The 15,483-nt window shown below is 64.9% G+C and carries 15 protein-coding genes; 11 read left to right on the top strand and 4 right to left on the bottom strand.

The window, feature by feature from the left end; translation table 11 throughout:
• Positions 1-36 precede the first annotated feature (36 nt).
• Together FJ940_RS04790 and FJ940_RS04785 are read right to left on the bottom strand one after the other, a co-directional pair.
• Positions 37-1,683 carry an acetolactate synthase large subunit gene (locus tag FJ940_RS04790; protein WP_140655564.1) on the bottom strand — a complete coding sequence of 549 codons (1,647 nt, stop codon included), beginning with the start codon at positions 1,681-1,683 and terminating at the stop codon, positions 37-39.
• Between the two features lie 142 nt (positions 1,684-1,825).
• Complete coding sequence (locus FJ940_RS04785) at positions 1,826-2,728, bottom strand: LysR family transcriptional regulator (protein WP_140514537.1); 903 nt, start codon at positions 2,726-2,728, stop codon at positions 1,826-1,828.
• Between the two features lie 103 nt (positions 2,729-2,831).
• On the opposite strand from FJ940_RS04785, the gene FJ940_RS04780 reads away from it, so the two are divergent.
• From FJ940_RS04780 to FJ940_RS04770, 3 genes are all read left to right on the top strand, one after another.
• Positions 2,832-3,821, top strand: coding sequence for a zinc-dependent alcohol dehydrogenase family protein (locus tag FJ940_RS04780; RefSeq protein ID WP_140514536.1), 990 nt, complete (start codon positions 2,832-2,834; stop codon positions 3,819-3,821).
• Positions 3,822-4,075: 254 nt separating this feature from the next.
• Complete coding sequence (locus FJ940_RS04775) at positions 4,076-4,372, top strand: zf-TFIIB domain-containing protein (protein WP_140497640.1); 297 nt, start codon at positions 4,076-4,078, stop codon at positions 4,370-4,372.
• Positions 4,373-4,440: 68 nt separating this feature from the next.
• Positions 4,441-5,430 (top strand): Tim44 domain-containing protein, encoded by a 990-nt coding sequence (locus FJ940_RS04770; RefSeq protein WP_140655561.1) that lies wholly within the window; start codon positions 4,441-4,443, stop codon positions 5,428-5,430.
• Between the two features lie 299 nt (positions 5,431-5,729).
• Here FJ940_RS04770 and FJ940_RS04765 read toward each other — a convergent pair whose 3' ends face one another.
• Entirely contained in the window at positions 5,730-6,827 is a 1,098-nt protein-coding gene (locus FJ940_RS04765; protein ID WP_140655558.1) for a lactonase family protein, read from the bottom strand.
• Positions 6,828-7,026: 199 nt separating this feature from the next.
• Between FJ940_RS04765 and FJ940_RS04760 the strand changes: the two genes are divergently transcribed.
• From FJ940_RS04760 to FJ940_RS04725, 8 genes are all read left to right on the top strand, one after another.
• Positions 7,027-7,578: a MaoC family dehydratase gene (locus FJ940_RS04760; RefSeq protein ID WP_140655555.1), complete on the top strand. Its 552-nt coding sequence runs from the start codon at positions 7,027-7,029 to the stop codon at positions 7,576-7,578.
• A 2-nt stretch (positions 7,579-7,580) separates the two neighbouring features.
• Positions 7,581-8,741 carry a CaiB/BaiF CoA-transferase family protein gene (locus FJ940_RS04755; RefSeq protein ID WP_140655552.1) on the top strand — a complete coding sequence of 387 codons (1,161 nt, stop codon included), beginning with the start codon at positions 7,581-7,583 and terminating at the stop codon, positions 8,739-8,741.
• A 14-nt stretch (positions 8,742-8,755) separates the two neighbouring features.
• On the top strand, positions 8,756-9,901 hold the full coding sequence (locus FJ940_RS04750) for an extracellular solute-binding protein (RefSeq protein ID WP_140498094.1): 1,146 nt from the start codon (positions 8,756-8,758) through the stop codon (positions 9,899-9,901).
• 22 nt (positions 9,902-9,923) lie between these two features.
• On the top strand, positions 9,924-11,111 hold the full coding sequence (locus FJ940_RS04745; protein WP_140497630.1) for an ABC transporter substrate-binding protein: 1,188 nt from the start codon (positions 9,924-9,926) through the stop codon (positions 11,109-11,111).
• Between the two features lie 72 nt (positions 11,112-11,183).
• The gene (locus tag FJ940_RS04740) at positions 11,184-11,921 is read left to right on the top strand and encodes an ATP-binding cassette domain-containing protein (RefSeq protein WP_140497628.1); all 738 of its coding nucleotides are present in this window, start codon (positions 11,184-11,186) and stop codon (positions 11,919-11,921) included.
• Positions 11,914-12,654 carry an ATP-binding cassette domain-containing protein gene (locus tag FJ940_RS04735; protein ID WP_140497625.1) on the top strand — a complete coding sequence of 247 codons (741 nt, stop codon included), beginning with the start codon at positions 11,914-11,916 and terminating at the stop codon, positions 12,652-12,654. Before FJ940_RS04740 ends, FJ940_RS04735 begins: the two co-directional genes overlap by 8 nt.
• Positions 12,651-13,601 carry an ABC transporter permease gene (locus FJ940_RS04730; protein ID WP_140497623.1) on the top strand — a complete coding sequence of 317 codons (951 nt, stop codon included), beginning with the start codon at positions 12,651-12,653 and terminating at the stop codon, positions 13,599-13,601. Before FJ940_RS04735 ends, FJ940_RS04730 begins: the two co-directional genes overlap by 4 nt.
• A 1-nt stretch (position 13,602) precedes the next feature.
• Positions 13,603-14,571, top strand: coding sequence for an ABC transporter permease (locus tag FJ940_RS04725; protein ID WP_140562010.1), 969 nt, complete (start codon positions 13,603-13,605; stop codon positions 14,569-14,571).
• A 20-nt stretch (positions 14,572-14,591) separates the two neighbouring features.
• On the opposite strand, the gene FJ940_RS04720 is transcribed toward FJ940_RS04725, so the two are convergent.
• The gene (locus tag FJ940_RS04720) at positions 14,592-15,428 is read right to left on the bottom strand and encodes an amidohydrolase (RefSeq protein ID WP_140514526.1); all 837 of its coding nucleotides are present in this window, start codon (positions 15,426-15,428) and stop codon (positions 14,592-14,594) included.
• Positions 15,429-15,483 lie beyond the last annotated feature (55 nt).

The following is a 15,483-nucleotide window of genomic DNA, read 5'->3' as shown; positions in this document are numbered from 1 at the left end:
GCATCTCGGCATCGACGGCCTTGGCGCCGGCCGCCGTCAGGTCGCCTGCACCGCTGGCAGCCGCTCACGCAATTCGTCGACGAGCACCCTGATGTTTTCGGAATAGTCGATGGGCACGACGACGAGATGCACGCCGCCGCCGGCAAAAGCCTGTTCCAGCGCCGGCCGGAATTCGGCGATCGCGCCGACCCTGGTTCCCTTGGCGCCATAGGCCTCGGCGTATTTGACGAAGTCGGGATTGCCGAAGGTCATGCCGAAATCCGGAAACTCGTCGACCGCCTGCTTCCAGCGGATCATGCCATAGGCGTGGTCCTCGAGCAGCAGGACGACAAGATTGAGCTTGAGCCGGACGGCGGTCTCCAGTTCCTGGCTGTTCATCATGAAGCCGCCATCGCCGCAGATGGCCATGACGCGGCGCTGCGGATGGAGCAGTGCCGCCATCATCGCCGACGGCAGCCCCGCGCCCATGGTGGCCAGCGCATTGTCGAGCAGCAGCGTATTCGCCATGCGCGTGCGGTAGTTGCGCGCGAACCAGATCTTGTACATGCCGTTGTCGAGGGCAAGGATCCCGTCGGCGGGCATCACGACGCGCACGTCATGCACGATGCGTTGCGGCGTGAAGCGGTCTTCCGTGGCGCGCGCGGCGATGCGGCTCAGAATGCCTTCGCGCAACGGCAACAGGGCCTGCGCGTTGGGGATCTTGCCCTCGATGCGATCCGCCAGCAGCGCCAGCGAAGGACCGAGGTCGCCGACGATCTCGGTCTGCGGGAAATAGACCTGCTCGACATCGGCGGTTTGATAGCCGACATGAATGACCTTCGGCCCGTTGACGCCCATGATGAAGGGCGGCTTCTCGACCGTGTCGTGACCGATGGTGATGATCAGGTCGGCCTGTTCGATGGCCTCGTGCACGTAGTCGCGTTCCGAAAGGGCCGCCGTTCCCATGTAGAGTTCGGTGCCGCCGGGCACGGTGCCCTTGCCCATCTGCGTGGTGAAATAGGGAATTTGGGTGCGCAGCACGAACTGGGCGACATCGGGCGTGACGCGCGGCCGCGACGCCGCGGCGCCGAACATCAGCAGCGGACGTTTGGCCTCGATGATCATGCGGGCGGCGCGGTCGAGCGCGCCCGCACCGGCCAGCGGCAGTTCGACCGGATGCGTCGGCACCAGCGGAACCGGATCGCACTCCGCCGCCGCAATGTCTTCCGGCAGTTCCAGATGCACGGGACCCGGCCGCTCTTCCTGCGCGACGCGGAAGGCTTCGCGCACCAGCGAGGGGATCATTTTGGGCGAGACGATCTGGCGCGACAGCTTGGTCAGCGGTTTCATCGCCGCGACGATGTCGACGATCTGGAACCGCGCCTGCCTGGACGACAGGATTCCCTTCTGGCCGGTGATCATGATCATCGGCATGGCGCCGAGCAGCGCATAGGCCGAGCCGGTCGTCAGATTGAGCGCGCCGGGGCCGAGCGTGGTGATGCACACACCTGGCTTGCCGGTGAGCCGGCCATAGGTCGCGGCCATGAAGGCGGCCGCCTGCTCGTGACGGGTCAGGATGAGCTGGATCGAGGAGCGGCGGATGGATTCGACGATGTCGAGATTCTCCTCGCCCGGAATGCCGAATATCCGGTCGACCCCTTCGTTCTCGAGGGCCGCCACGAACAGATCCGAACCTTTGGTCATCAACCGTCTCTCCCGCAATGCGCGTGCATGCCGCCAGCTTTGCCCCATATCACATTGGAAAGCGATGCCTCAAAGAGCCGGAGGCGCCTCTCCACGGAATGTCCGCGCGATCCAAAACGAGAGTGGCCGCGAGCGCTGGCGATCAAGCCATCCGTTTCGGCAAGGCGGCCGCCAGCGCATCGACGGCCAGCCGAACTTTCAGCGGCAAGTGAGGCGTCTGCAGCCAAAGGGCGTGGCAGTCATAAAGATATCGCGGCTGGTCCGGCAAGAGCTCGACCAGCGCGCCTGCCTGAATGCGCTCGCGAACCAGCCACCATGGCAACCAGGCGAGCCCCATGCCCTCGGCCGAAGCATCGGCGATGGCATCGAGATCGTCGAGCCGCAGCCGGCTGCCGGGCATGATCTCCTGTGCTGGTTGTCCTTCGCGCGGGAACAGCCAAGGCTGAACGGCTTGGCCGAGCCGGCGATATACGATGGCATGATGATTGGCGAGATCTTCGATCCGCCGTGGCTCGCCCTGAATTTTCAGATAGGACGGCGCCGCACAGACAATCATGTCCTGGCTCGCGACGCGGCGCGCGATCACGCCTGCCCTGTCCTCCAGATCACCGGTTCGGATGGCAAGATCGTAGCCGTCCTCGGCAAGATCGGCGAAGCGGTCGCTGAGCGACAGATCGAGTTCCAGCATCGGATATTGCCGCGCCAGTTTCAGCAGCACGGGTGTTACGCAGTGGCGGCCGAAATGCGCCGGCATGGTGACGCGCAGCTTGCCCCGCGGCTCCGAGATTTGGCCGGCGGCAAGTTGATCGGCAGCTTCGGCCTCGGCCAGCACCAGCCGACAGCGGTCGTAGTAGGCGCGTCCGAACTCGGTGAGGTTCTGCCGGCGCGTGGTGCGGTTGAGCAGGCGCATGCCGAGACGCTCCTCCAGAAACCGGACGTGTTTGCCGACCATCGGTCCGGACAGATCGAGTGCGGCCGCGGCCGCCGCGAACGAGCCGAGGTCGACCGCCCTGACGAACACGGCCATGCTCTCAAGCCGATCCATATTCGAAACTCCTGGTTTCTACTGTTCTGCTCCGAAGGCCATTTATCCGACTTCATCTTACCGGCATAGCTCCTTTCGGTTCAGACAATTAGGAGTAGACCGAATGGCGCGCGTCGTTCGCTTTCATCGGCATGGTGGCCCCGAGGTCCTGCGGATCGAAAATGTGGATCTTCCCCTACCCGGCCCGGGCGAGGTTCAGATCCGCGTCAAGGCGCTCGGCCTCAATCGCGCCGAGGCGCTGCTGCGCGCGGGCACCTATATCGAGACGCCCACCCTGCCCTCCGGGCTTGGCCTGGAGGCCGCAGGCCTCATCGAAGCGGTCGGCGAAGCCGTGACGGGTCTGGCTCCGGGTGATGCCGTCAGCGTCATCCCGCCGCAATCGATGATCCGCTGGCCGGCTTACGGAGAGCTTGTTACCTATCCTGCCGGGCTCGTCGTCAAAAATCCGATATCACTCGACTGGCGGACCGCGGCCGCGATGTGGATGCCGTACCTCACCGCCTATGGCGCGCTGATAGACATCGCCAGGCTGCGCAACGAGGACTTCGTCGTCATCACGGCAGCCTCGAGCAGCGTCGGGCTTGCCGCGATCCAGATCGCCAACAGCGTCGGCGCGACGGCGATCGCGGTGACACGGACCTCGACGAAGAAGCAGGCCCTGCTCGACGCCGGCGCGGCTGAAGTCGTGGTCCTGGCCGAGGAGGATCTGGAGGCGCGGCTACGCCGGATCGCCGGGCCGCGAGGCGTGCGCATCGTGTTGGAGGCGATCGGCGGCCCGATTTTCGAGCCGCTCGCGGCGGCGATGTCCCGTGGTGGCATTCTCATCGAATATGGCGGGTTGAGCTCCGAGCCGACGCCGTTTCCCTTGCCCGCCGTGCTTGGCAAGACATTGACGCTGCGCGGCTACCTCGTCCACGAGATCACCGGCGACCCAGCGAAGCTGGAAGCCGCCAAGGCGTTCATCCTCGAAGGGCTGGAGGCCGGCACGCTGAAGCCGATCATCGACAGGACCTTTCCATTCGAGCACATCGTCGAGGCGCATCGCTATCTCGAATCGAACGAGCAGTTCGGCAAGATCGTGGTGACGGTCTGAGCAGGGACGCCGGGGTCGTTGGCGCAGGCGCGGTACCCAACGCTCGAAGCGCAATGACGTCAGCGATGGGGAACAAATTCGATCCTCGCGGACAATGTCGCTCTTGAAGGCGCGGTTCTCCATTCCTAAGTCTCGCATGCGGGCCGGGCCCCTCTGACTGTCGCATCTCGCGACCGTGATGTCGGACCGCTTTAACGGGCCCGTTTCCATCCTTTCGGTCAAGCGGGCTCATCTCTTTTGGTTTGGAGCCCCATATGACATCGTCTTCCCTTCTTGGATTGGTTTGCCCCTCCTGCCGCGTCGCGCTCGTGATGAGCGAACGCCAGGGTATCGAGATCGATTATTGCCCGCAGTGCCGTGGCGTGTGGCTTGACCGAGGCGAACTCGACAAGATCATCGAGCGATCGGCCAAGGAGGCCTCGCCCGCGCCACAGCCGGCAGCGTTCTCCCAGCCCCAGCATGGCCGGGACCGCGATGACGACTATGCGCGCTCGCAGGGCCACCGCTATCCGAAACGGAAGAAATCGTTCTTCGAAGAGCTGTTCGATTGACCGCACGCCGGTAGCCGGCCCGACGTCTGTCGAGAATTTCCGAAACCCATCGATAAAGGTCCGTCCAGATGATTTCCCGCACAAGCCGATTTGCCGCCCTGTTTGCCGGACTGTTCCTGGCATTCTCCATGGTCGCGGTAGACCATGCCGAGGCCCGTCGCGGCGGCAGTTTCGGCAGCCGCGGCATGCGCACGTTCCAATCAGCGCCGCCGACCAGGACCGCTCCGGCGCCGACCGCTCCGGTCGAGCGTTCGATGACGCCCAATACGGGCGTGAACACCGCGGCCCGGCAGCCGCAGGCCGGCCCGCAGAGGCCCGGCTTCATGAGCGGCTTCGGTGGAACAATGATGCGCGGCCTGCTGATCGGCGGCCTGATCGGGCTGCTCCTGGGCCAGGGCTTCGGCGGGCTGGCGGGCATGTTCGGTTTCCTGCTGCAGGCCGTGCTGATCGGTGGCGCCATCATGCTGGCAATCAGGTTCTTCCGGTCGCAATCCGCGCGTGGCCCCGCCCCTGCGCTCGCCGGCGCCGGCAATGCCTCGCGATTTGAAAACCGCGCAGCCGGACAGAGCGATGCCAACAATGCGCATTCTTTCGCCATTCCCGGCTTTGGCGGCGGTTCAGGCGGAGGCTCCGCCGCGGCCACCGGTTCCGATGAAATCCGGCTCGCCCAGACCGACCTCGACGCATTCCAGCAGCTGTTGAGCGATGTCCAGGAAGCGTTCGGGCGTGAGGATCATGCCGCGTTGCGCAAGACGACGACTCCCGAAATGGTGTCCTATCTCTCTGAAGAGCTGGCCGACAATGCGAAGAAGGGCCTCAGGAACGAGGTATCCGACGTCACCCTCCTGCAGGCCGACATCGCGGAAAGCTGGCGCGAGGATGACCGCGACTATGCCACGGCGGCCCTGCGTTATGAATCGCGCGACGTGATGCGCGAACGGGCCAACGGCAAGGTCGTCGAGGGCGACGAGGATCATCCCACGGAGACGACGGAGCTGTGGACCTTCACGCGTCAGAATGGCTCGAGTTGGAAGCTCTCGGCAATCCAACAGGCCTGAGCTCCAGCGTGCGAACTCGCGTTGACAAAGGCGGCCTGACGACGGCCGGTCCGGCTGTGTCAGCAGCCTTCCATGGCCGGCAGCTCTCAAGATAGGAATTTTTTCTTGACTGGGTGAAGGCAACTATGGTAGATATTTATCTATGGTGCTGAGTTGCGCCAGGAACCCGCCGCGCAGGCGGGTTTTTTTCGTTCAATGCTCCGTCAACAGCTCCGGCGAAGGCACCCGTCAACCCGGATCGCCCGGCCTGAGCTCCGGCCCGTTTCCGTCCGAAGCTCGATGCCGATGTCGCGCACGGTTCACCGCACGATCTTGACGCACATCGGCGTGCCGATCTTGATGGCACGGCCGGTGTCGGTCAGCCCGCCGCTCTCGGCGTCGCGCGCGAGAATCGATATGCGGTCGGCATTCTGGTTGGCCGAGAACAGGTGGCCGCCGGACGGCGTCAGCGCCAGGTTGCGCGGCGTGGCGCCCCCGCAAGGGACATAGCCGACAAGGCTCAGCGCGCCACTTTGCTGGTCGACGGCCATGACGACCACACTGTCATGGCCTCGGTTGGAGCCGTAGAGGAAGCGGCCGTCGGGCGAGATCTGGATATCGGCGCAGTGATTGGCCTGGCGCGCCTCGGCCGGCACGGCCGGCCTGGCGTCGATGGTCGAGAGCTTGCCGCTTGCCTCGTCCAGCGCCATCGACACGATGGTCGAATCCAGCTCGTTCATGACGAAGACAAAACGGCCGTTCGGATGCAAGGCGAGATGGCGTGGACCGGCGCCCGGCGGCAAAGCAGATTCGGCCAGTTTGGTCAGATTGCCATCATGCTCGATCCGGTAGGACACCAGCCGGTCGATGCCGAGATCGGCGACGATGGCCGTTCCGCCGGCGATGGTTTCGGTGACGCTATGGGCATGCGAGCGCTCTTGCCGGGCTGCGTTCGGGCCAGTGCCCTTGTGCGAAACGCTGGCCAGAGGAGTCGACAAGGCGCCATCGCTGTCGAAGCCATAGACCGCGACTGCGCGATCCGGACCGCCCTCGCCCATGCCGTAGTTGGCGACCAGCAGCTTCGTGCCATCGTGGGTGATGGTGTTATGCGCGGTGATGCTGCCGAGTGACGGCTGCTTGTTCAGGTAAGTGAGCGTGCCCGAGGCGCGGTCGAAGCCGTAGGCCGAAACCGTTCCTTCGCGCCAGGCGAAGACTTCCGAATTGGCGTAGAGGCGCGAACCGTCCGGCGTCACCGAAAGGAAGGTCGGATTGTCGATGTCACTGGTCTCGGCCAGCTTTCGTGTTTCCAGCGTCTCCTCGTCGAAGCTGTAGACGCCGAGGCCGACGCCGCGTGCGCCCTGAAAATAGGGCGCCTCCCGGTTCAGGCTGCCGACAAAGACCAGACAGGCATCGCGCATGTTTTCCTCCCTGTTCCGCCGGGCTCGAGCGCAGCGGAAACAGCCAAAATTTCGCCCGTCCTCGCTTGCAACGCAACCCCATATGTGAAAATAGTATTTACAAAAGAAGATTGACGGGAGGAGACGTCGTGCAATCTGGCGCCTTGACGCGTGTTCCGAAACTTGTGCCGTGCCTCGCGCAGTGCCAGCGGAGCCAGCGATGAACGACTTCGCACCGACCGTCGGCGTCGCCTCGACGCATCCGGCCAACATGCCCGAGGCGCATGCCGCCCTGCCGGTTTGGAACGCCGAGAACTGGTTCTACGAGGACTGGCCGGTCGGCCAGAAGATCCGCTCGTTGCGCCGCACCCTGGCCGAAGGGGACAGCCACCTGTTCAACACGCTGGTGCTCGACATCCATCCTTACGTGCAGGACCAGATGTTTGCCGAGACGGAGGGCATTTTCGGCAAGCGGCTGGTGGCCGGCGCCTTCGTCTTCTCGGCTGGCCTGGGGCTCGTCGCCACTAATTGCGTCAATGCGTTTTCCTATGGCTACGACAAGCTCCGCTTCATAAAGCCCGTCTTCATCGGCGACACGATCTATTCGATCCGCTCCAACCTCGACAAGACGCCGCGCTACAAGGACATGGGGCTGATCCGCGCCAGCTACGAGGTGTTCAAGGGCGAAGGCGAACTCGTACTCTATTGCGAGCATCTGCAGACGGTGAAGTACCGCAACCCTGCCGATTTCCTCGGCAAGACGGAGAAGTAGAAATGCCGGCAGCAGCCGAATTGCCGCTTGCCGGTCTCGTCGTCGTCGACATGAGCCAGTTCCTGTCCGGGCCCTACTGCTCGCTCAGGCTGCTGGATCTCGGCGCCCGCGTCATCAAGATCGAGCGTCCGGACGGCGGCGACCTGTCGCGCCGGCTCTATCTCAGCGACACCGAGATCGGCGGTGATTCCACCATCTTCCATGCCATCAACCGGGCCAAGGAAAGCCTCGCCATCGACCTGAAGGACGAGGCGGATCTCAAAGCGTTGCGCGGCCTGCTGGCCAAGGCCGACGTGCTGATCCAGAATTTCAGGCCAGGTGTCATCGAACGGCTCGGCCTCGACTACGAGGCCGTCCGCAAGATCAACCCGCGCCTGGTCTATGCCTCGATCAGCGGCTATGGCGAGGATGGCCCATGGGTCAAGCGGCCCGGCCAGGACCTCCTGGCGCAGGCGCGCTCCGGGGTGATGTGGCTGAACGGCGACGAGGACCAGGGGCCGGTGCCGTTTGGGCTTGCCATCGGCGACATGCTGGCGGGCGCGGCGTGCGCGCAAGGCATACTGGCCGCCCTTGTGCGGCGCGGCATCACCGGTCAGGGCAGCCATATCGAAACCAGCCTGCTGGAAGCGCTGGTCGACTTCCAGTTCGAGGTACTGACCACGCATCTCAACGATGGCCGCCGTTTGCCGCGCCGCTCCAGCTTCCGCAGCGCGCATGCCTATCTGTCGGCACCTTACGGCGTCTATCCCGCCAAGGACGGCTATCTCGCCATCGCCATGACGCCAATCCCGAAACTCGCCGACCTGCTGTCGCTGGAGGAACTGGCGCCCTACCGCGACGAGCCGGCATCGTGGTTCACTGCGCGCGACGACATCAAGGCGATCGTCGCGCAGCGGATCGCGACCAGGACGGTCGACGAGTGGCTCGATGTTCTCGAACCCGCCGACATCTGGTGCGCCAAGGTGCTGACCTGGCCGGAAATGCTGGCAAGCGGGGGCTTCCAGTCGCTCGACATGCTGCAGACGGTGACGCGCGAGGACGATGTCTCGATCCTTACCACCAGTTCGCCGCTCAGGGTCGACGGCATCAGGGCCAAGGTCGACCGGGCAGCACCGCGCATCGGCGAGCATAGCGCCGCGATCCGCGAGGAGTTCGGCCTGTGACCAGGCTCAAGGGCATGACCTGGAACCATCCGCGCGGCTATGATCCGATGGTCGCCTGCTCGTCGCTGTGGAAGCAGAAAACCGGCATTGCCGTCGAATGGGACAAGCGTTCGCTGCAGGATTTCGAGTCCTTCCCGGTCGAGGAACTGGCGCGCGCCTATGATCTGATCGTCATCGACCATCCGCATGTCGGCCAGATCACCGCCGAACGCTGCCTGGAGCCGCTCGATGTCGCCGGCCGCGAGGCGGAGCGCGCGGCACTTTCCTCCGGCAGCGTCGGCCAGTCCTATCCGAGTTACACATGGCAGGGACGGCACTGGGCGTTTCCCATCGATGCCGCGACGCAGGTCCAGGCATGGCGGCCCGATGCGCTTGGCGCACCGCCATCGCGATGGAGCGAAGTGCTCGATCTCGCCCGGCAGGCACGCGTGCTGCTGCCGTTGCGGCCACCGCATTCGATGATGGTGTTCTTCACGCTCGCAGGCAATCTCGGGCATGCTTGCGCGACCGACCCGTCCAACGATCTCATCGACGGCGAGGCCGGCAGCGAAGTCTTCGAGACAATGCGCGAGATTGCCGCGCTGGTCGACCCGGCCTGCTTCGAGATGGATCCGATCGCCGTTTCGGAGCGGATGGCGCAGGCCGGATCCCCGATCGTCTGCGCACCGCTGATCTACGGCTATGTTTCCTACGCGATGGCCGGGTTTCGCCCACATCGCCTGGCATTTGGCGACATCCCTGTTGTCGGATCCAGCGGCCCGATTGGCACGGCGCTTGGCGGCACAGGCATAGCGGTGTCGGCCTTCTCGAAGGCGAAAGAGGCGGCAACCGATTTCGCCTACTGGCTCGCCAGCGGCGAGGTCCAGCGTGGCCCCTATGCCGCGGCCGGCGGACAGCCCGGCCATGCCGCGGCCTGGGAGGATCAGGCCGTCAATGCGGCGACCGGCAATTTCTATCGCGATACGCGCGCGACCCTGGAGGGCGCATGGGTGCGGCCTCGCCATGATGGTTATATGGCGTTCCAGCAGGCCGCGTCCGACCGCGTCAATTCCGGCATGACCTCAGGGCATCGTTCCAGCCAGGTTATTGCCGATCTCAATCGCCTGTTTCGGCAGAGCGCCCCGGCGCAGGCGACCGGCACTGCCGGTGGAGGAGCCTGAAAAAATCGAACGGAGGAGACAAATGAAAAGCCTGATCCGCGGCCTTGTGGCCGCAACCGCCTTCGCCTCACTCGCAACGACAGCTTTTGCCGAAGACGTGCAAGGCGTCATCAGCGGGCTGCCCGATGAACTCAAGGCGCAATATGACGGCGCGCCGCAGAAGGTGCTGCCATCGGCCTGGGACAATTTCAATCCGCCGTCCAAGCCATGGAAATGGTGCCATTCGGAATCCTACCAGGGCAACCCCTGGCGGGTCACCGTCACCAAGGAGCTGAAGCGCCTGGTCGACGGGCTGATCGCCGACGGCACCGTCTCCAGCTTCGAAGTGTCGGATTCCAACAACGACGCCAGCCAGCAGATCAACCAGATCCGCGCCTTCATCGACAAGAAGTGCTCGATCATCACCTCGATCCCGGGCTCGGCAACAGCGCTCGATGACGCCATCGATGCGGCCGCCAAGGCAGGCATCCCGTTCATCACCGCCGCCGGTTCGGTGACCAGCCCGAACGCGATCAATGTCGATTCCAACTATGCGCGCTGGGGCTACGACATGATGACGGCGATCGGCAAGGCCAAGCCTGATGGCGCCAGCATCCTGCTGGTCGAGGGCATCGCCGGCCACCCGATCGTGGTTCAGGAGCGCCAGGGCGCCGACAAGGCGCTGGCGGAAAACCCCAAGCTGAAGATCTCGCGCACGGTCAACGGCAATTGGACGGCCAATGTCACCAAGACGGTGGTGCTGCAGGCGATCGCCACCAACCCGGCGCCGATCGATGCGGTGTGGACGACAGGCAGCGAAAGCCGCGTCGTCGCGGAGGCGTTCGCCGAAGCCGGCCGGCCGGCGCCGCTGATCACCGGTTCGATCACCGGCGATGCCCTGGGCTACTGGAAGGCCAATCCCGACAAGTACCGCTTCGAGGGCCATGCCGTGCTGCCGCACTGGACCGCCGAAACGCTGTTTCGCGTCGGCGAACGCATGCTCGACGGCCAGAAGCCGAAGCTGAACACGCTGCTCATTCCGATTCCGCCGGTCCACAATGCCGATCTCGGCGCCTGGTACAAGGACTGCATGACGACGGATGCCGTATCGATCTTCCCGGTGCCGCCCAAGGATCCGATGCCGGAAGAATGGCTCGACGCCTATTTCTCCAACCCGGCGCCGACCAAGGGATGGGACTATTCGAAGGTGCCAGACGCCTGCGCGAAGTGACGCCTGGGCCGGATAAGACCTCGACAAGCCGGCTCCTTTCGGAGGGCCGGCTTGCCAGCTTCGAAACGCGACATGCTTGAAATCAGAAACATATCCAAACGCTATGGCGAGACGGTCGCGCTTGCGGACGCCTCGATCGCGTTCCGGGCAGGAACCATCCACACCATCCTGGGCGAGAATGGTTCGGGCAAGAGCACCATGGTCAAGCTGCTGTCCGGCATCGTTCAGCCCGACAGCGGCACGGTCCTGCTGCAAGGCAGGCCGTTTTCGGGCGGAACCCCCTCGGCCTTCCAGGCGCAAGGCTTCGCCACGGTCTTTCAGGAAGTGCTGATCGCGCCGGACCGCAGCGTGACCGACAATATCCTGCTTGGCCTCGACGGCCTGGTCCGGCGCGCGGTTCCCCGCAACGAGCGGCGCGACAGGGCAGCCGCCGCCCTCAAACGTTTCGCCGTCACCAACGTTCCGCTCGACATGCCCGCCGGGCAGTTGCCGCTCGCAGCACAGCAACTCGTCGTTCTTGCTCGTGCGGTCGTGCGCGATCCAAAGATCCTGATCCTCGACGAAGTGACCGCAGCACTCGACTTCGCCGACCGCGAGTCCGTTTTTTCGCTGATGCGCACGCTTGCCGGCGAAGGCTGCCTGATCCTGTTCATCACCCACCGCATGGATGAGGTGACGTCGCTTTCGGATCGCATCTCGATCCTGCGCGGCGGCAGCGTGGTGCGCACCGAGGAGCGCGGCGCTTCGACGCCGGCGGAGCTTCTCAAGGCGATGGCGCCACGCACCGCCGCGGAGCTGGCGCATGGCTGATCGCGCCGCCCTCACTATCCGCGACCTCGTCATCGCACCGGACGCCAGCCCGATCATGCAGGCGGTCGCCGCCGGCGAGATCGTTGGGCTCGCCGGCCTGGATGGCCACGGCCAGGAGCTTTTCCTCGAGATGCTCGCCGGCCTAGTCGCGCCGCTTGGCGGTTCGATAACCCTCGATCTGCCCGGCGCATCCCGCGCCATCACCGGCTTCCGCAAGGCCGTATCGAGCGGCATCGCCTATCTTCCGCGCGGGCGTGCCAAAGGCATTTTCCCGACGCAATCGGTGCTCGACAATTTCGCCGTCTCGACGCTGTCTCGCGATACCCGCCTCGGCCTGATCAGCCCGGCGGCGCGCAAGGCGCGCTACGAGGCCTATCGCGAAAGGCTGTCGATATCGGCGCCTCGGCCCGACGCGCCGATCACCACCCTGTCCGGCGGCAACCAGCAGAAGGTGCTGTTGGCGCGGGCCCTGGCGCTGGACCCCGCAATGTTGCTTCTCAACGACCCGACGCGCGGCGTCGACGTAGCGACCCGGCATGTTCTCTACGACGTCTTTCGCGGGCTGGCTTCCGACGGCATGGGGCTCGTCATCCTGTCCAGCGAGATCGAGGAGATCCTTCTTCTCTGCCATCGCGTGCTGGTGTTCCGCGAAAATGAAGTCGTGGCGGAAATCGCCGGCCAGGCGATGACCACCGGGAACGTGATCGCAGCCATGTTCGGACGCGCGGCATGAGACCCTTCGCACGCATCCTGTCCCTCGGCCGAAGCGTCGGCTTCGCCGTCGTACTGCTGATCGCCCTGCTGGCGATCAATCTGATGCTGAGCCCGGCACGGTTCCAGCCGGGCTCCTGGGGTGCGCTGGTTGGTCTGGCGGCGCCGCTGATCGGTGCGGCCATCGCCTCGACGCCGGTGATCCTCGCCGGGCGCGGCGGCATCGATATTTCGGTCGGGCCGCTGATGGGCTTCGTCAACGCCATCGTGATCCAGGTGCTTTTCCTGCGCGCCGGAATATCCTCGCCGCTGGCGCTTGTTCCGGCGGCGCTGCTCATCGGTGCGCTGGTCGGGGCGGCGAACGGTTTCCTGGCGACCATCGTGCGCATCCAGCCGATCGTGGCCACGCTCGGCACCTATCTGATCCTGACGGGGGTGACGCTGACCATCCTGCCGGCGCCGATCGGCCCGGCGCCGGCCTGGCTGAAAGCCCTGGCGGGCCCACTCTCGCTTCTGCCGCTGGCCTTGATGTTCCTTTTTTGGTGGCTGGTGCGGCGCAGCCCTTATTACGACCAGCTGATGGCGGTCGGCAGCGACGATCGCGCCGCCTATACGGCCGGCGTCGACGTCACGCTCGTGCGCTTCATCGCCTATGTCATGACCGGCATCCTGGGCGGCTGCGCCGGACTGATGCTGACTGCGCTGATCGGGTCGGCCGATCCCAACATCGGCCCGACCTACACGCTGATCGCCATCGCCGCCGTGGCGCTCGGCGGTGTCAGTCTTGCCGGCGGCCGTGGTGGCGTCGCGGGTGCCGCGATCGGCGCTGTCGACATCTTCCTGCTGCAAAGCGTGCTGACGACGTTCAACGTCTCGACCTTCGTGCTGCAGATCGCCTACGGCGCCATACTGGTGCTGGCGGTGATGCTGACCGCGCTGCAGGAACGCTTTGCCATCGGGAGGCGCTGACATGGCTGGCCGAAATCTATTCGCGACAACCAATGCCCGTGTCGTCGGCGCCTTCTGTGTTGCCGCCCTTCTGCATCTTGCCGGCATCATCCTCATTCCGGGCTACTCCAGCCCGTTTGCGGTGCGCGCCATGCTGGTGCTTGCCTCGCTGCTCGCCGTCGCCTCGATCGGGCAGACGCTGGTCGTCATCATGGGCGGCATCGACCTGTCGATCCCGTTCGTCATCGGCTTTGCCAATGTCGTGGCCGCGCAACTCTACGGCGATGGCTGGAATTTTGTCCTGGTCTGCGGCCTCGTCGGCGTGCTGGCGATCCTTATCGGTGGCCTGAACGGGCTCATCGCGCGCAGCCTCGACATCCAGCCGCTTATCGTCACGCTCGGCATCGGCATGGTCGTGCAAGGGCTGGTGCTTTTATGGACCGCGGGCTTCCCTTCAGGCTCCGCGCCGCAAGCGGTTTCGAGCTTCGTGTCGATCGGCGGATCGGCCGGGCCACTGCCGGTTCCATGGCTGGTGCCCTGTCTTGTCGTGCTGGCGGCGCTCGTCGTCCTGGTGCTGGAGCGGACGCCCTATGGGCGCCGGCTCTACGCACTCGGCAGCAATCCGGGTGCCGCGCCTCTGGCGCTGATCGATCCCGTCCGCATGTGGGTGATCACCTATGCGGCAAGCGCCTTCTTCGCCGCGGTGGCGGGCGTTCTGCTGCTCGGCTTCACCGGCTCGGCCTATGGCGATGTCGGGCAGCCCTACCTGTTCCAGACCATCGCGGCCGTGGTCGTCGGCGGCGCGGCGCTGGTCGGCGGGCGCGGCAGCTATCTCGGGACCATTGCCGGCGTGCTGGTGCTGACCGAGATCAACACGCTGCTCATCGGGCTGGGCTTCCAGCCCTCGGCGGTGCAGGCAGCACTCGGCTTCATCATCGTGCTGTTGGTGTCGCTCTACGGCCGCGAACGGCACGTTTCGGCGACGATCTGAAGAGCCCCAAGCAGAGCCGGTTAAAGCCGCCAGAGCTTGCGGGCGTTCACCGAGAGCAGCCTGTCGCGTTCCGCAACACTGCAACCGGCAAGCAGCGCATGGGTCGCCGCCACCCAGGTCGACAGACCGCCACCCAGCGTGCAGACAGGCCAGTCGCTGCCCCAGACGACGCGGTCCCAGCCGAACGAACCTATCGTGTGTTCGACATAGGGCCGCAGCGTCTCGACCGTCCAACTGCCGGGATCCGCATAGGCGACGACGCCGGAAATCTTGGCCACGACGTTGGGACGCCGCGCGATTTCGCTCATGTGTTCGCGCCACGGATGCTCGCCATTGCCCTTGATGTCGGGGACGCCGCAATGGTCGAGCACGAACTGGACGTCGGGCGCCAGATCGGCGAGCGCGATCGCCTTGGGAATCTGATGCGGTAGCACGACGAGATCGAAGGTGAGCCCGGTGCCGCCGAGCCGCCGGATGCTGTCCCGGAATAGCGCGCCTTCCGAGAGTTCATCGGGCATGACGTGGAGGACGCGGCGAAAACCCTTGACGAACGGCTTTGCTCGCTGGCGCTCGAGATAGGCCGCAAAATTGGCCTCTTCCGGACGGCAGGCGGCGATCGCCCCGGCCAGCATGCTGCCGGCCTGTCTCGACAGGCCTTCGACACGTTCGGTCTCGGCCTCGATATCGGCAGGGTCGACATCGACCTCCATATGCAGCACACGCTCGACGCCGACACGTTGAGCTTCCACGCCGTACTCCTCATAGGAGAAGTCGCGGTTGAGAGCGGGCACGCCGGCAAGCCACGGGTAGCGCAAGGCCGAGCGGTCGATGAGGTGCAGGTGGGTGTCGATGATCATGGCAGGGCTCCTCCCGTATCTTTCACATCATCTCACGGAGGAATTCTTCATTCAA

It is taken from the genome of Mesorhizobium sp. B2-3-7, assembly GCF_006442695.1.
GTDB lineage: Bacteria > Pseudomonadota > Alphaproteobacteria > Rhizobiales > Rhizobiaceae > Mesorhizobium.
This window is presented reverse-complemented; position numbering and strand designations above follow the sequence as displayed.

Excerpts from the sequence above, each read along its gene's own strand:
- FJ940_RS04750 (WP_140498094.1), top strand. The coding sequence starts at position 8,756 with ATGACCTGGAACCATCCGCGCGGCTATGATCCGATGGTCGCCTGCTCG.
- FJ940_RS04730 (WP_140497623.1), top strand. The coding sequence starts at position 12,651 with ATGAGACCCTTCGCACGCATCCTGTCCCTCGGCCGAAGCGTCGGCTTC.
- FJ940_RS04740 (WP_140497628.1), top strand. The coding sequence starts at position 11,184 with ATGCTTGAAATCAGAAACATATCCAAACGCTATGGCGAGACGGTCGCG.
- FJ940_RS04755 (WP_140655552.1), top strand. The coding sequence starts at position 7,581 with ATGCCGGCAGCAGCCGAATTGCCGCTTGCCGGTCTCGTCGTCGTCGAC.
- FJ940_RS04720 (WP_140514526.1), bottom strand. The coding sequence starts at position 15,428 with ATGATCATCGACACCCACCTGCACCTCATCGACCGCTCGGCCTTGCGC.
- FJ940_RS04765 (WP_140655558.1), bottom strand. The coding sequence starts at position 6,827 with ATGCGCGATGCCTGTCTGGTCTTTGTCGGCAGCCTGAACCGGGAGGCG.
- FJ940_RS04760 (WP_140655555.1), top strand. The coding sequence starts at position 7,027 with ATGAACGACTTCGCACCGACCGTCGGCGTCGCCTCGACGCATCCGGCC.
- FJ940_RS04780 (WP_140514536.1), top strand. The coding sequence starts at position 2,832 with ATGGCGCGCGTCGTTCGCTTTCATCGGCATGGTGGCCCCGAGGTCCTG.
- FJ940_RS04735 (WP_140497625.1), top strand. The coding sequence starts at position 11,914 with ATGGCTGATCGCGCCGCCCTCACTATCCGCGACCTCGTCATCGCACCG.
- FJ940_RS04725 (WP_140562010.1), top strand. The coding sequence starts at position 13,603 with ATGGCTGGCCGAAATCTATTCGCGACAACCAATGCCCGTGTCGTCGGC.
- FJ940_RS04775 (WP_140497640.1), top strand. The coding sequence starts at position 4,076 with ATGACATCGTCTTCCCTTCTTGGATTGGTTTGCCCCTCCTGCCGCGTC.
- FJ940_RS04790 (WP_140655564.1), bottom strand. The coding sequence starts at position 1,683 with ATGACCAAAGGTTCGGATCTGTTCGTGGCGGCCCTCGAGAACGAAGGG.
- FJ940_RS04770 (WP_140655561.1), top strand. The coding sequence starts at position 4,441 with ATGATTTCCCGCACAAGCCGATTTGCCGCCCTGTTTGCCGGACTGTTC.
- FJ940_RS04785 (WP_140514537.1), bottom strand. The coding sequence starts at position 2,728 with ATGGATCGGCTTGAGAGCATGGCCGTGTTCGTCAGGGCGGTCGACCTC.
- FJ940_RS04745 (WP_140497630.1), top strand. The coding sequence starts at position 9,924 with ATGAAAAGCCTGATCCGCGGCCTTGTGGCCGCAACCGCCTTCGCCTCA.